General features: G+C 45.4%; 12 protein-coding genes. 9 read left to right on the forward strand and 3 right to left on the reverse strand.

Annotated elements, in window-relative coordinates; translation table 11 throughout:
- Nucleotides 1-36 precede the first annotated feature (36 nt).
- Nucleotides 37-1,506 carry an OmpA family protein gene (locus L5M17_RS10125; RefSeq protein ID WP_263147075.1) on the reverse strand — a complete coding sequence of 490 codons (1,470 nt, stop codon included), beginning with the start codon at nt 1,504-1,506 and terminating at the stop codon, nt 37-39.
- 280 nt (nt 1,507-1,786) lie between these two features.
- On the opposite strand from L5M17_RS10125, the gene L5M17_RS10130 reads away from it, so the two are divergent.
- The 5 genes from L5M17_RS10130 to L5M17_RS10150 all read left to right on the forward strand — a co-directional run bounded on the left by L5M17_RS10130 (nt 1,787) and on the right by L5M17_RS10150 (nt 6,924).
- Nucleotides 1,787-2,155 (forward strand): hypothetical protein, encoded by a 369-nt coding sequence (locus L5M17_RS10130; protein ID WP_263147076.1) that lies wholly within the window; start codon nt 1,787-1,789, stop codon nt 2,153-2,155.
- A gap of 36 nt (nt 2,156-2,191) precedes the next feature.
- Complete coding sequence (locus L5M17_RS10135; protein WP_263147078.1) at nt 2,192-2,983, forward strand: hypothetical protein; 792 nt, start codon at nt 2,192-2,194, stop codon at nt 2,981-2,983.
- Between the two features lie 2 nt (nt 2,984-2,985).
- A complete protein-coding gene (locus tag L5M17_RS10140; RefSeq protein ID WP_263147081.1) occupies nt 2,986-3,447 on the forward strand; it encodes a hypothetical protein in 462 nt (153 codons plus the stop codon).
- A 64-nt stretch (nt 3,448-3,511) separates the two neighbouring features.
- Nucleotides 3,512-4,816 (forward strand): hypothetical protein, encoded by a 1,305-nt coding sequence (locus L5M17_RS10145; RefSeq protein WP_263147083.1) that lies wholly within the window; start codon nt 3,512-3,514, stop codon nt 4,814-4,816.
- Between the two features lie 374 nt (nt 4,817-5,190).
- Complete coding sequence (locus L5M17_RS10150) at nt 5,191-6,924, forward strand: hypothetical protein (protein WP_263147086.1); 1,734 nt, start codon at nt 5,191-5,193, stop codon at nt 6,922-6,924.
- 130 nt (nt 6,925-7,054) lie between these two features.
- Here L5M17_RS10150 and L5M17_RS10155 read toward each other — a convergent pair whose 3' ends face one another.
- A complete protein-coding gene (locus L5M17_RS10155) occupies nt 7,055-7,411 on the reverse strand; it encodes a hypothetical protein (protein WP_263147090.1) in 357 nt (118 codons plus the stop codon).
- A 548-nt stretch (nt 7,412-7,959) separates the two neighbouring features.
- On the opposite strand from L5M17_RS10155, the gene L5M17_RS10160 reads away from it, so the two are divergent.
- The 3 genes from L5M17_RS10160 to L5M17_RS10170 all read left to right on the forward strand — a co-directional run bounded on the left by L5M17_RS10160 (nt 7,960) and on the right by L5M17_RS10170 (nt 12,811).
- The gene (locus L5M17_RS10160) at nt 7,960-9,210 is read left to right on the forward strand and encodes a dicarboxylate/amino acid:cation symporter (protein WP_063881968.1); all 1,251 of its coding nucleotides are present in this window, start codon (nt 7,960-7,962) and stop codon (nt 9,208-9,210) included.
- 294 nt (nt 9,211-9,504) lie between these two features.
- The gene (locus L5M17_RS10165; RefSeq protein WP_263147095.1) at nt 9,505-10,641 is read left to right on the forward strand and encodes an FUSC family protein; all 1,137 of its coding nucleotides are present in this window, start codon (nt 9,505-9,507) and stop codon (nt 10,639-10,641) included.
- Nucleotides 10,642-10,774: 133 nt separating this feature from the next.
- The gene (locus L5M17_RS10170; RefSeq protein ID WP_263147097.1) at nt 10,775-12,811 is read left to right on the forward strand and encodes a M14 family metallopeptidase; all 2,037 of its coding nucleotides are present in this window, start codon (nt 10,775-10,777) and stop codon (nt 12,809-12,811) included.
- A gap of 26 nt (nt 12,812-12,837) precedes the next feature.
- Here the strand turns inward: L5M17_RS10170 and L5M17_RS10175 are convergent, their stop codons facing one another.
- Complete coding sequence (locus L5M17_RS10175) at nt 12,838-13,605, reverse strand: class I SAM-dependent methyltransferase (protein WP_263147099.1); 768 nt, start codon at nt 13,603-13,605, stop codon at nt 12,838-12,840.
- Nucleotides 13,606-13,875: 270 nt separating this feature from the next.
- Between L5M17_RS10175 and L5M17_RS10180 the strand changes: the two genes are divergently transcribed.
- Entirely contained in the window at nt 13,876-14,661 is a 786-nt protein-coding gene (locus L5M17_RS10180) for a hypothetical protein (RefSeq protein WP_263147274.1), read from the forward strand.
- The last annotated feature ends 518 nt before the right edge of the window (nt 14,662-15,179 follow it).

Below are 15,179 nucleotides of genomic sequence, written 5' to 3' on the forward strand. Positions count from 1 at the left end.
CGCCATTTTTATATCTATTGAATCAAGCTATTGTGTTTACTTAGTATCCGATCTCAGCACTAACTCTACTCGACGATTCTGTTGTTGCCCCGCCTCATCATTATTGCTGGCAATGGGCGCATGCTCGCCAATACCCACAGCTTCAAGCTGTTGAGTTTTAATACCATGACTTGCGGTAAGCAACTTGACGACTGCAACAGCACGACGTTGTGACAAACCTTGGTTATAAGCTTGGTTGCCTTTGTCATCAGTGTGGCCAACCACATAAAATGCGCGGCTTGGGTTAGCGCTTAAATAACTCGCCAGCACTTCCACAACGGGCAGAGCTTCTGGTAATAACTTGTCGCTATCGTACTCAAATAACAGCCCTTCTAGGGTGACATGTCCTTTAGCTTCAATTTGATCAGTCAAAGCCGCAAGGTTGATACCGACACGGTCATCCTTAAGTTGAGTTTCTTCCAATACCCGTAACTCTGTCCATAAGCCGCCAATAAAGCCAATGGTATAAGTACTTACATGCACATTGCCCTCGGGGCGAGTTAAGGTATACCAGCCATAAAACTGGCTCTCTTCATTACCAATATTGACTAAAGAATCAATTGCCTCGACAAATTTTCTTTCAGGGCCACAGGCCTCTCCCTTACACTCAAATTGCGCCTCGAAGCCGAGTTTAGTCAGCGCTGCTTTATAGTTGCTAAACACCTCATAACTTGAGTATTCCTTTGGCAACTGATAACCATTCTGAGTCAGCTTACCTGCACGCTCCACCACCACAGGTTTGTTGGCAGCATCCATAGCAGATACGAAAGCTGTGCTAGCAAAACCCTGACGTTTAAATTCATGAATCACAGCGCCCTTTAAGCGACTTAGCAACGGATGATCTTCAGCACCTTCAGTGTCCTTTTGTACATTGTCATTAAACTCAATCTGCTTAGGTGCTTGTTGTAAAAATGCCGCATTAGCAGTGACTAAACCTAAAGGTTCAGGCACAACTTCTAAGGTCGTGATATGGATAGTTGCATAAGAATTAGTCGTGCTTGCAGTTTGTATCGCAGTATAAAACTCTTTCTGCTCATGCTTAACTCGAGCGAATAAATAACCATTATCGACACCAATCACGCCATCCAACAAGGCAATATTCTCTCGCAATATCCGAGTATTACCGCACGTTTCAAGACGACACTCGAATAATACTTCACCGCCAAGCTTTTTCAATTGAGCCCGATAATTATCGAGTATATGGTTAGGACTATATTCAGGTGCTAATTCGTATGTTTGCTGCTGTAACTGGCCAAATATCGGCTTAAAGCTAAAGTCCGCTCTACTCTCGCCAACGCTGATAATAAAAGGATACTCAACATAGTGGCGAGTCAGCTCTTCTTTTAACTTTGCCGTAGGAAACAGTGTAAATAATTCCTCATCGGCCGCCTGTAACGGCAACGACGTAAAAGTACCCATTGATAACGCCAATAAACCCACTAAGCAACCTGAACTGAAAACACGCATTAATATTTACCCTCCATAGAAATACTGGTGAGCAAGTTAACACTAAATGCAGTATCAAATAACAAATCAGAAACAAGTTAATACTTTAGCGTGATTGTGATGATGAACTCTACACGCAAAAATAACTGACGAAAAAAACAGGCTAACAACATATTAGATGTCAATCGCTTAGCCTGTCTGTTAGCCGAGATTCACTTTCATCACCAGGACGTTTATTTTGCGACTAACCCACTCCGCCCGAACTCTATCCATAATCGTCCTTTTATTTATGCCGCTATGTGTGCAAGCAGTAAATCAAAAATTAGACGATGAATTAACCCAACGCTGCTTAGGTACTTTCGATTTTATTAAGACCCAAGACCTAGCGGCTTTTATCGCTCTTATGCCATACGCACCAACTCAAAAAGAACAGGAATATGCTGGCGAGATTTTGCAACGCTCCCACAAGCGCTGGTATGTTGACCGAACCATGGATGAAATTACTCCCAAAGGAGTGAGCTATAGCACAGCAGACGAATTTAAACGGCAAAAAGGCGCTATCCAAGAAGCAAGAGTTAAACTGCTGATCACCAGCCCCAATAATCAAGCCTCGGTCAGTTGCAAATTTGTCGAAACACCAAAAGGTTGGTTCCTCTCCAAATTGCCGTAAGTGACCTAAAACAGACAACGACATAAAGGCAAGGTAGTGATGCAGTATTCGCAATTATCTAAAAAAGCTCAAAGATTTATCAATCCTGATGGATTACCTGAACAGCTTCGCCTTGCAACTAAGAGCCATTATGTTCGTCGAGGGTTAGCATTATTGGGACTATTGCCACTTTCGGCATCTCTTATCATGACGATCACCCTCGACGGCGGTGAGCAGACTTTTTACCAGTTTATGGTGGCATTGTTGCTACCTGTAGTGCTCATTCTCTGGGCGCTCAAGCAGCATTTAGTGCTCGATAATCCAAGTCAGCAACGCTTTGTACAATCACAATTTTTGGGGTATCACTTCGAAAAAGCCTACCTAGCACCACTGAAATCTACTGAGTTACTATTGCGCCACGATAGTTACAACAGAAACCAATATGAGCTTAAGTTGCATAATCTTGTGTACTCCATCGGCAGTTTAACCGATACCACTCAAGCTATGATGTTCTTTGTACAGACATTTAATCTTCCTGCCAAAGAGCAAATCACCCAATTTCCCAATATCCGTGAGCTAGACATACTCTCATCGAATGAACCACTTATCGCGTCACTCTCGCTAAATGATCAGAATAAACCGCTAGTGCAAGAGGTCGACACCATCAACACGGTCGATGGATATAGCGCACAAGCGATTGACGCTAAAGAGAATGACAATCCTACTCATCGTCCGCCTTCGGCAGATATCGAACCACTTTGGCACCCCAAATTAATACTTAAACTGTTTTATCCGCTGCCATTTATTATGGTGTTTGGCTTTGCGATGAAGTTTATTGGAAGCCTATAGCGATGCACTTTAAACAACTCTCACCGACCATAGCAATCATGGCTAAAACTCGAGCACAAAGCATTGGGCGCTGGATTTTTGCAAGCCTAGTCGCTTCAATCACCTTATTTAACGCACTAGGTTTTGAACATTGGTCCTATGGCGAAGTGATTATCTGGTCATTCATTGCACTTCTTAGTTGGCATCTGCTATTTGCTCGAAGGCGTATTCAGATTGATCTCGAACGACAACTGATCACCACTAAAGTCAGTTCGCTCTATCTGCTAACTCAACAAGTCATCCCCATCAACCACATCGCAGCATTTCAAATACGGCAACGTCTCGGCCAGCCCCATGGGTATGATTTGTTGATAGTGATGGATACTCAAATTGAACCATTGAAATTTCAATATGGTGACTTGCACCAAATACAGGCGATAGGTAAGCAATTATCAACATTTTGCAATGTTCCCCTGCTTAGCTAACTGGAACCTACTATGTATGTTTTAAAATAATCTGAAAATTGAAGCTAAACGGATATTGATACTTATGGAAAAGATAAGAATTATTGCACTGTGTAGTTTACTTGCCTGCAGTATTTTTCCTGCTAGCGCCGCACAGGATAGAGATCAGGCTTTGGCGACTTTTGACAGCCAAACAGTACCACTCATAGAGCAAGCCATTGCATTAGGGGAAACAGCGCCTGAGGACAAAATTGACGATGCGTTAGATCGTCATCAAGGCGATGCACTTGCCGTTATAAGGGAAGGCATTCCTCAACGTCTGGCGATTAAGGCAAAGCAACAGCTTACGTTAGCGAATGAGTACCTTAGGTATTTTAAAGAATTACAGCAGCAAGTTCCGCATGCGAGTCAATGCCATCAACCAGAACTTGTGGCAGATTTCAGAACACAAATCAAAGAGCTCAACGCCTATGTGGATAGGCTCAACACTTACCCTAAACTCCAAAACCTAGGCGACGCTTTTCCAACCTTAATGGACATGAATATTAATCAGGCACGGGTAAACACCTTAACGAGTCTGTTTCATCGATTTCGGCTCTGTGTTTTAGGCGATGATACACCAGCTATTGTCGATGGACTCACAGGCGAGAAAGGGGATGCAATAGCCAACGCCTTGATCAATGCATTTGCTGCTAAACAGGGCTTGCCCCACCCAACTGCATCACAAAATATGGCAGATGAAATGGCTAAAGATGATGCGCCAATACTCGATGATATGGGAGATGAACAAGCCCTCGAAGAGGATATTGGGCCAGACAATAGCGAGTCTGATGAGCCTGAAACGGAGCTCGCTACTGAAATTTCACAACCGATATCCGCCGTTAAATTCAGCAATATGCCACTTAATGACTGCATCCAAAAACAAACTAAACTCTTCACTATTCAGCAGAGCCAAGAACTCAGTCTGCTTAACTGCCAATTTAACCCCACAGACATAGTGACGTTGCAAGATCTCAGCGCCTTTAACAATCTCGACACCCTAAGCTTAAAAGGTGGCACGCTCAGCACACTCGGTAATCTGAACAGTAATAATCTTAAAACCTTAATGCTGACCGATATGAAGGTCACTGACTTTTCTGGTAAAAACCTGCAACTCGATAGCCTGTTCCTCAGCCGCATTAGCTCAAATAATTGGCCAAGCTTAATCGAACTTAACGTCCAGACCATCAGCATTGACAAAACAGTGAATTGCGCTGAACTCAAACCATTATTGGTATCAGAAAAGCTTATTCCTATCCATCCTGGACTGAGTCCAACAGACATGGCAGAACGTATGCAACAAGCTGAAGCCAATGGCATACCACTGTTAATGCTCGAATGTGCGATCTAACCAGCTCAAGTCTCCCATTAAAATCTTCAAGCTAAGTATGCACCTTTCATACTTTTGTATACTTGATTGATTTTTAAACAGAAAGGAAAATACACAAGCAATTAACACTAGCACAACAGTCGCCTGAGTTAATTACAGGATTGGATGTTAAGTCGTAGCGAAAGGGATTTCTCTAAAAAATGGTAAACGTCTCATCAAAAGCGTTCTCAATTGCTATCCGCTATTGCCTACCCCGTCATCGTACCCAATGTAAAGCTAATCACATTTGAACAATAGAAAAACGCTCCAAGATATTGATTCATATTAAAATAAAATAGACACAGCTTAAATAATGGCGATGGAAGTTGCCGAGTATATTCACGTAAGGATACAAGATGTTTAAACCTAAACTGCTCTCTTTGCTTATCGCCACCAGTTTGCTGACGGCATGTTCTGGCTCGGACGATAAAGATGATACAACACCGATCCCAGAGCCGACGCCACCCACAGAATACGCACATAAAGTCACAGGTCAGGTCACTTATATCGGCGCTATCGCGGGGGCCAACGTGTGCGTCGATCTTAACCAGGATTTAAGCTGCTCTGAGGGCGAACCTAGCACAACGACGGATACCGATGGTAAATATCAAATAGATTGGAAAAGCGAGACCGAAAAACCTAACTATTACCTGTTGGCCAATTGGATTGATAACGCGGCGTCATCTGCACGCTCAGCATTGGCGATGAGCTCCGCCGCAGCTAACACCAACGCCACCACTGGCGGCATGAATATCGTTGCCCTGCCCGATCATGCGGGTCATATCAATGCGCTGACTAATATTGAATTTTCACGCTATCGCAAGATGATTGAGGCCGACTTAACGCCACAGCAAGTGATTGAGTTCCGAGCAAAACTAAAAACCTTATACGCCAGTGGATTTAAACAAGTTGAAGCCGATTTATTTAGTCTTTCGCCCGAAATCACCCTGCAACCGACATTTATCGACACGCTGCTGTTACACGATTATCTGCTAAATCTCACCAATGAGCGCACAGTGGAAATTTTGGCAGCCATCGAAGTGTTAATCGCCGCATTTGAAGCCTTCGAGAATTTAATCCTAGGGTATGGATTTGGCACTGATGCTTATCTGCAAACCAATCCTGTTGCCGTCACTAATAAGGTGGAAAGCACCTTAGTGTCCTTCGGTTATATGGAAGCGCCGGTTGATGACAAAGCCATGAACAGTGTTGACTGGGATAATGTGTATAGCAGTATGCACAATCAAGCAGGCGAATTACACGTACTCAGTATACAAACCGTACGCAACAGTCATTTTATCACCTTGGATTATGGTGTTGATAAGCAAAGCCTTACTGGCGTAATCTCAGGTAAAGTCGCTATGCTCATCGAAAAAACATCTCAAGAGGATACTGAAACCGAATGTTGGAATGAGCCGATGCAAAAATGGATTAATTCCACACGTAACGATCAAGGTTATGCCAGTAAAGAGCCGATCATCGAGGGCAACCTATTAAAAACCGTCTACGCTGGCACTGATGTCGAAATCCAAATGAATTTTCAGAAGTACCAAAACAGTGCCGCTGACTGGCAAGATTTGCTAGTGAACCTCCCTGCGGATCTTAAACTGGCGCCACTCGCTTGGCCTGCACAGATATATCGTATGGATCTTAAGCAAGTTGCCGATGTGATTTGCCGCAATGAAGCTCCCATCAAACATGAAACTGATGTTGCAACAGCAAGTCAGATGTACTCTAAGCTGCTAGTGCAACTCTTCTGGTCGTACGCTTACCCTGACGGGTATATTCAAGATACGCCCAATAAGTTCACTCTTCTCGATAGTTTCGGCCAACCCGAAGCGCAATATGAATGGGGCATTAGTACCAGTCCAAGTAATGAGCAGCTGTTGACCATAACTCAAATAGTTGAAGACCCTATTGAGCGCGAAATGGTTAGTGCACACTACTACCTAGTCAGCCCTTACTTGCTGACCGAAGTTGAGCTAAACAAGGCTTTTGATACATCAGTAAATAAACAGTTTTATCGCTTCACCTACGACAGCAGTTTCAGCAATACGCTGTACAACCACTTTAAGTCCTTAGCAAAGTAAACCTTAATCCATCCGCGCCCCTGAAGTGACATTTCGGGGCGTTTATCTGGGCTCATCTTAAGTGGCTAAGCGCCAAGGTAACGTAGGGGCGACTCGTCACCCATAGCGCCATCAAGCAAATTAGCACCGATTAAAGGCTTATAAACGCATCTCGCTCATAGTAAAAGATAATAGCTTCAAGTAGTTCCTGTTCACTGGGCTGAGCTTTTTGCTGCTTAATATTATCGATTACATCCTCGATTTGATCCATATTGAGCAGATAGCAATAACCATTGTTTATCAGACTATCTTCAAACTCATCGATTTCTTCATTAGACCAATCCCTCATATCATCGACAATTGGCAGTAGCCGCGTGGTCAGTTGGAGAATTTCATTTTCCGCAGTATCTTGATAAACGAGCCAATATTGTAAGCCTCGCTGAGTAATACACTTATTAATCCAGTTTTTTAACGGCTCTGATTCGCCAAGGAATGATCCTATATCCACCAATGTCTCCTTCATATTAACGTCAGAGTGACATGTTAACTTGCTTAAAAAATATAAGTCTATGGCTTTGAGTTAATCTGCTTCTTCCAATCACTTGCAGTCAGTTCATCCATAAATAATGGAAAAAACGGGTTGTATACCACAGAAAAAACTACGCAAAGGTTAAAATTGATACTTTCAACAGTCGTTATATCTACCCAACGCGACTCTGCAACCTAACGCAAAATCACAATTCATCAATCCAGAAGTTAAAAACCCACAATAAAATAAGCTTTATTCATTTTTAAGTGCATAAATTTAAGCATTCCTCATTTAACGTTAACGTGATTTAGACTTTGGTTATTTTGAAACCAAGGTTAGTGATGTTTCACAATCCCCTGCTATGCAATTGTGGTACTTTACTCGGTCAAAAATGTCGGGCATTTGCCTTTAACATAGAGTGAACCTTTAGCCTAGATTAAGCCTTAATCACTAAGCCTTGAGTCGTCTAGGTTCAAATCGTCTGTGCATGACACAAAATGCTGCGGCAACTGGGGAGTTTCGCAAGAATGAAGAGCAAGAGTTTATTAGGCAATATTGGTGTGCAAGTGGTTATTGCCATGATTATCGGCGCGCTAGTCGGTTTTATCATGGGCGAGAGTGCAAGCGTGTTTGCACCACTCGGAACCATTTTTATCCATTTAATCAAAATGCTAGTGATCCCACTAGTGTTAGTTTCTATCATCAGCGGTGCCGCGAGTTTAGGCGATAGCCCATCGGCGGGTAAGATAGGCATCGGCACTTTCGGCTTCTTTATCGTGACATCTGGCATCGCCGTGGTGCTGGCGTTGGTGATGGGAAATCTGTTCCAACCGGGCGCGGGTGTTGATTTCACTGCCCACAGCAGCTCAGATTTGATGGAAGTAACCAAGGAACACGGCGCATTGCCTGGGGTGATGGATACCTTTATCGGCATGATCCCAACCAATGTGTTCGAATCGCTGAACGGCGGTAACATCTTACAAATCTTAGTCTTTAGTATCTTCTTCGGTATCGCACTGACTAAGGTTAAAGGCGATGGTGCTAAACCTATTTTGGCCGCACTCAACACTGTCGTCGACGCCTTTGTGTGGATGATCAACTGTGTGATGATCATTGCGCCTATTGGTGTATTTGGTTTGATGGCCGATTCCGTGGGCACCTTCGGTTTCGATGCGTTAGAAGTGGTATTTAAGTTATTCGCCGTGTTTGTGGCCGCAATTCTGATCTACGGTTTTATCTTCTTCCCATTGGTGGTGCAGCTCTTTTCAAGAGTGTCGGCGCGCCAGTTTATTTCGGCAATGAAGAAACCACAGGTGATGGCGTTATCGACCGCCTCGTCAATGGCGACGCTGCCGGTGAATATGGAAACCTGCGAGGAAGATCTTAAAGTCTCTAAAGCAACCACAGCCTTCGTGCTGCCGTTAGGCGCTACGATCAATATGAGCGGCAACGCGATTTATTATGGTTTAGTGGCCATGTTCTTCGCCCAAATGTATAACGTCGACCTGTCGATGACGGCCTATGCGGCCATTATCTTCACCTCAACCTTAGGCGCAATTGGTCAAGCGGGTGTGCCCGGTCCGTCTTTCTTAGTGGTGGCAGTGCTGTTAGCGGCTGGCATCCCTATCGATGGTTTACCCTTACTGTTTGCCTTAGACAGAGTGTTTGACATGATCCGCACCGCACTTAATATTACTGGCGATGCGGCTTGTGCCCTGATCATGGATAAGTACACAGAAGTTGAAGTTAAAGCGGATAGCGAGCGCAGCTTAAGCTAGCAAATACAGTCACTCAACGCTTCAAATACCGGCTTGAATAGGCAACCCTTATTCAAGCCTTTTTTATACCTACTGCACGGCATAACAACCCGCTTCTGCACACGACTGTTCAGCCAATCCAATTCAAATATCTGAATTTAAATGTGATCTCTCCCGCGCTATCCACTAAGCTCTATTTGCTAGATTTCGCAATTTGCATTTCTTTCTGGCGCAATAGCCGCAAGTGACACGGTTTTTCTGCGATACTGACTCTACATAATGTCGCTTGGCTAACGCCCAAAGGAATTCTGCCCTATGTCTGTATTTGCCCCAGCCACACCCTTTGCCGACTTTATCTATCGTCATTTCCGTTCAGTCCACGCCTTAAAGCTCGGTTTAGCCCTGCTCGTCGCTGTCACTATTAATGCTATTTGGGCGCCGCCGCATTTTATTTGGAGCATGGTGACGATTGTTGTCATCATGATGAGTCTGCCGCAGGTCGGCGGCGCGATTGAAAAGTCACTGCAAAGAGCGATAGGCACCTGTTTGGGCTCAGCTTATGGGGTGATGCTGGTTGCCACAGTTGACAGTTATTGGCTGATCATGAGCCTGCTGATCTTAGCCGTCAGTTTGATTTGTTTTATCTCTGCCGGACGCTACAGCTACGCCTATTTAGTGTCAGGATTTACCATCATCATAGTGGTCGGCGATGCAAATCACGACACCTCCGAGGCCCTGTGGCGCACGGCCAATATACTTTCTGGCTGCGTGATCGCTATTTTGGTCTCGCTGTTTATTTTCCCAATCAAAGCCAAACAAGATTGGCGCTCTCAACTCACTCATGCCATCGACAATATGGCCGAAGTACTAGCCCAGCATCTTAAGGCGCCCGCTAATCACGACCTCGATTTTCGCGCCAAACTCGAAGCCGCGATGAAAGCCGTACTCACCCAGAAGAAGCTGTTTTTCTCCTTAGAATGGGAAAGTAAAACCCTCAAAAAACACAAAGTACTGCTGTCGCAACTTGCTAATAAACAAGTGCGGCTAATCACCTTGCTCGAACTCTTGCCCTTAACCCGCTGGCAGGAAGAAGACAAAGACGCCTATCTGCAGATTAATGCGGTTGCCTCTGAGCTCGCCTTCTATTTACAACAGCTTGCAGAGTTTGTGGCGGGTAAAGCCCAGCAATTGCCGACCTTGCCGGAATGCTTAGAACAAGAGTTACAACACAGACTCCAGCTTGCCCGAGTTGCAGCCACTCAAGCATCAACCGCAGATCCAGTGACCGCCGTAAACGACCAAGTGCCGCAGGGATTTGCGCTCACAGGTTATAGCTGGCTGATTTATCAGCTCGCGATTGCCGTCGAAGCACTTTATAAAGACATTGCCATTATCGACATTGCCTATCACAAGCGGCCAGCTTCTCAGATAACGCCCAACAAAACGGCTTAGTCGATTTTCCCATTCCGCTTAGTGCTTAAATCCATGTCAGAAATGCCGGATAACCCTTAGCCGCCCTTGCGTTAACGGGGCGTTTAATGAAAAGATACCGTCCTAATAAAAATTCGATATATGGACTATTTTCATGCGCTTGTTTTCTTTCTCCGTTATCGCCATTGCCTGTCTCTCTACGGGCAATCTCTACCCTGGGAATGCTTTTGCCAATGATGCGAAAACCACAACCCAAACAACTCCGGCAGCCACTATGGCGCAAGCCTCTACCACAGAAACATTGGCAGTTGGCTCCCCAGTAATCACAACGTCACAGGATGCAAGTCCAGCAGCGAATAGCCAAGCAACTGAAACTGCGACTAATGTACTGGCCGATGCCGCAGTCGCAGCGCCAGAAGCACAACCAGCGACCATTCCTGAACGAGCCAACACCTTTGTCAACGATGCGATTTTACCGCCCAACATCACTTGGTCTGGCGCCAGCGAATCGCTCATGTTAAGTGTTGATAGCGCGTGGGCGACGCCCTTTGAGCAAAGTGGCGGTATTGAAAGTCCAAGCTACGATGCCACTATCGCTTGGCTCGACAAACTCGCGGGCGAGACAGATAAATTACAAAAGGTGAGTTTAGGTAAGAGCCCACAAGGGCGCGATATTTGGATGTATATCGCCAGCAGTGAAGGCATTAATGAATCGGCACGCCTCAAACAAAACACTAAACCGACAGTGCTAGTGCAGGCGGGGATTCATGCGGGAGAAATCGACGGTAAAGATGCTGGCATGATGCTACTACGTGACATCATCCAAGGCGATAAAAGTGCCTTGCTTGATAAAGCTAACCTCTTGTTTGTGCCTATTTTTAGTGTTGATGCCCATGAGCGCAGCGGCGAATTTAATCGTGTAAATCAACGTGGCCCTGTGAATATGGGCTGGCGCACTACGGCTAATAATCTCAACCTTAACCGCGATTATGCTAAGGCCGACAGCTTAGAAATGCAGCACATGCTGCGCGCAATCAACGTATGGCAACCGGATCTGTATATCGATGTGCATGTTACTGACGGCATCGACTATCAATACGATGTCACCTTTGGTTATAACCTCGCCCAAGGCTTAAGCCCAGCCAGTTACCGCTGGCTCGAAAACAGCTACAGACCTGCAGTTGAAGCGGCATTAACGGAACAAGGCCATATTCCCGGCGCACTGATTTTTGCCGTGGATAACGCCGATATTAACAAAGGCATGTCGCTGTGGAATCCAAGCCCGCGCTTCTCTAACGGTTATGGCGATGCTCGCCATTTGCCCACCATTCTGGTTGAAAACCACAGCCTAAAGCCCTTTAAGCAAAGGGTGCTCGGCACTTATGTGATGTTAGCGCAAACCCTCAAAACCGTGGGTGAACAGGCGACAAAACTTAAGAGTGCGATTCAAGAAGATAAATACCGCGCCTCACCACTAATCACCCTTACTTGGAAATTAGCACCATTAGAAAAAGGCTGGGATTTTAAAGGCATAGATTATCAACTTGAAAAGAGCCCCATCAGTGGCGCTGAAGTTGTGCGCTGGACAGGTGAACCTAAGCTTTACCCTAACTTGCCTGTGATGGCTGAAACTGTGCCCGACATTAAGGTCACTCGTCCGAGTGCTTACTATATTCCCGCTCAATGGACTCAAGTAATTGATCGTCTTAACGTGCATGGCATTCGCATGACCACGCTCAAAAAGCCAACCGAGTTGAAATTGCAGCAATATACCCTCAGCAATCCCGTGTTTAACACTAAGGATTTTGAGGGCCGCCAAACGGTCAAAGCCGAGTCAGAGTTAACCAAAGTCAGCACCACTCTGCCCGCTGGCACCATTAAAATCAGTACAGATCAACCGCTAGGCGATCTGGCGATTTTACTGCTTGAGCCGCAATCACCAGATTCTTTACTGCAATGGGGTTTCTTCAATCCTATCTTCACTCACACTGAATACATTGAAGATTATGCGGTAGAGCCACTGGCAGCCAAGATGCTGAAAGAAGATCCTAAGCTACAAGCTGAGTTCGACAAAGCACTGACCAATGCAGAGTTTGCCGCCGATCCTGAGGCACGCCTACGCTGGTTCTATGAACGCAGCCCTTACTACGATAACCAATACCTTAAGTATCCGGTTTACCGTAGTCGCTGATCATCGCGATTACAAAACGGCATTGATTAAGCGGGCTTACGCGCACTGATGCTATACACCAAGGGCACCTTCTGCCCTTGGTGTGTTAACACATAACGACCATCGGCTTGCGCTTCGAGCCCTTCAAAGCAGTTATAGGGGCTGAAATCAAACTCGTGGAAGAACTCCAACACTAAGCCCGCCTGCAATAACGCATTGATCACTTCAGATAAACTGTGCGACCAGCACATTAAGGTTTGCTGATCATCACCGGTATTTTCGGTATATGTGCCTTCCAGCTCTATGTCTGGCTCACCCCGATTAAAATAGCTATAGCCATCGAACAACTGCTGCGCAGGATGGAACTCGGCCATGTAAAACTGTCCGCCGGGTGTTAAACAGGCAGCCACTGTCTGCGCCCATAGGGTTAAATCCGGCAGCCAAACAATGGCACCATAGGACGTAAACACAATATCGTGAGGCTCAACCTTACTCGCCACACTGTAAACATCGCTACAGATAAACTCGGCGGACAACTGTGTCCGTTCTGCCAGCTTTTGCGCTTCAACAATCGCCACCTCTGACAAATCGACGCCTGTGACTCTGGATCCCATTCGCGCCCACGACAAGGTGTCTAAGCCGAAATGACATTGCAGATGCAGCAAACTTTTACCTGCGACCTCGAGTTCACCTAGCTCAATTTCCCGCAGCGAAGTCTTACCACTAAGAAAGCCCGCCACATCATAAAAATCAGAAGTTAAATGTACCCGAGTGCGCGCATCCCAAGCCGTTTTGTTTGTTGTTAAATAATCCATCAGCATCCCTTCTTGTCTTTTTTGTATTTTTGATTCCGCGTGACTTGCGGAGCTTAAACTAACTTAATAAATGAGCAATTTCACTAATCTATGAGTAAATCACCCATGTAGCGGACATGTCCGCACAGTGAACCTCTGACACTTTTCAGCTTAACCAATTGATTATAAATGAAACTTAAAATTGGCATGGGCTGTGCACTATCTTACCCATCGCAAGACGACTCAGCACTCACCCAAAAAATCGAGTGCCAGATAAACAAGGAAGCTAACATGTCACTACGCCCATTTTTATTCACCCTCGCTTTTATAGTGTTTTTTACTGCTGGGGTATCGCTCACTGGCTGCATTCTTAATGTGAACGCTGCAGGCATGCCAGACTTAGACCACCAACAACGCGAACTCACACTCGATAGCCAAGACTTACAAGGCCTGATTGCAGAAACTGGCGCAGGCAGTTTGGAAATTATCGGTGTCGAAGGCCTCAGCCAAATTAAACTCGTCGCCGACATCTATAGCAATAAGGACGGCAACGATGACAGCAAAGTCATTCTCACCCTTGAGAAAAAAGCCAATAAGGCCAAGCTCAAGGCCAACTTTGAGCAAGCAGATGCTAATAATAACTCGCCCTATATAGACCTAAAACTGCAAGTCCCTGCGAACTTTACACTGGATATTGATGACAGTTCAGGGTCTATTTTGATCAGCAAGATGACGTCAGACATGAACATCAAAGACGGTTCGGGTGAACTCACTATCAAAGGTGGTAACAATATCAACATAGAGGATGGCTCAGGTGATATTGAAATCAGCCAAATCAACGGCAGCCTAACCATTGAAGATGGCTCTGGTGCCATCAAGGTGACCGATATTCGCGGCAATATCGCAATTAATGACGGCTCGGGCAACATAGAGGTCGCCAATGTGAAAAGTGCAGTGACCATCACAGACGGCTCAGGCAACATTAATGTCTTTAACACTAAGGGATTAACGATTCTTGCGGCAGGTTCTGGCGATGTGACATTTAACAAAATCGACGGCCCAGTGAGCATGCAATAACGCGCCGTTTTACCCCTCTACTCCCAAAGGTTTTACCCACTTCCCGGCGTAGAGGCTGATGTTGCAACGGTTCCCAGCCAAGATGTCAGTCTTCTACCCACCCTTTGCAGTTATTGCAATTTTGCCGCGACTCCCTGGTAGCGGCATTTTTTTCATCGTCTGAGACTTTCTCAGCCTCAATTCAGGCCAGTCGTTGGTAACGTTTTACCTATTTGTTTTTACTAGAAAAATTTAGCAATGAGTATATAAATAAGGCATTATTTTGTTTGTTAATACGTTTTAAAAAAGTCAAAGTCGTGGGGCTTCACCCCACACCCGCCCAAGGAGGACTACTCGTCCTATCCTCCTTGGATGCTCCAAGACGCCCCTAGCGAAGTTACATGCATTAGTTACTAGCTTCGTGCTTATTCGAAAATCGCTAACGCTTCCGATGGTACATCCTGTACCCCGAAAGCTAACTCGGCATCCATGCCTCGCTCACGCGATTTTCTTCAACGCCCCTCAGCAACTTCGCAGGG

The organism is Shewanella sp. SW24 (assembly GCF_025653395.1).
GTDB lineage: Bacteria > Pseudomonadota > Gammaproteobacteria > Enterobacterales > Shewanellaceae > Shewanella > Shewanella oncorhynchi.

Coding starts and splice junctions, on each gene's coding strand:
- L5M17_RS10125 (WP_263147075.1), bottom strand. CDS start 1,506: ATGCGTGTTTTCAGTTCAGGTTGCTTAGTGGGTTTATTGGCGTTATCA.
- L5M17_RS10140 (WP_263147081.1), top strand. CDS start 2,986: ATGCACTTTAAACAACTCTCACCGACCATAGCAATCATGGCTAAAACT.
- L5M17_RS10145 (WP_263147083.1), top strand. CDS start 3,512: ATGGAAAAGATAAGAATTATTGCACTGTGTAGTTTACTTGCCTGCAGT.
- L5M17_RS10150 (WP_263147086.1), top strand. CDS start 5,191: ATGTTTAAACCTAAACTGCTCTCTTTGCTTATCGCCACCAGTTTGCTG.
- L5M17_RS10160 (WP_063881968.1), top strand. CDS start 7,960: ATGAAGAGCAAGAGTTTATTAGGCAATATTGGTGTGCAAGTGGTTATT.
- L5M17_RS10165 (WP_263147095.1), top strand. CDS start 9,505: ATGTCTGTATTTGCCCCAGCCACACCCTTTGCCGACTTTATCTATCGT.
- L5M17_RS10170 (WP_263147097.1), top strand. CDS start 10,775: ATGCGCTTGTTTTCTTTCTCCGTTATCGCCATTGCCTGTCTCTCTACG.
- L5M17_RS10175 (WP_263147099.1), bottom strand. CDS start 13,605: ATGGATTATTTAACAACAAACAAAACGGCTTGGGATGCGCGCACTCGG.
- L5M17_RS10180 (WP_263147274.1), top strand. CDS start 13,876: ATGTCACTACGCCCATTTTTATTCACCCTCGCTTTTATAGTGTTTTTT.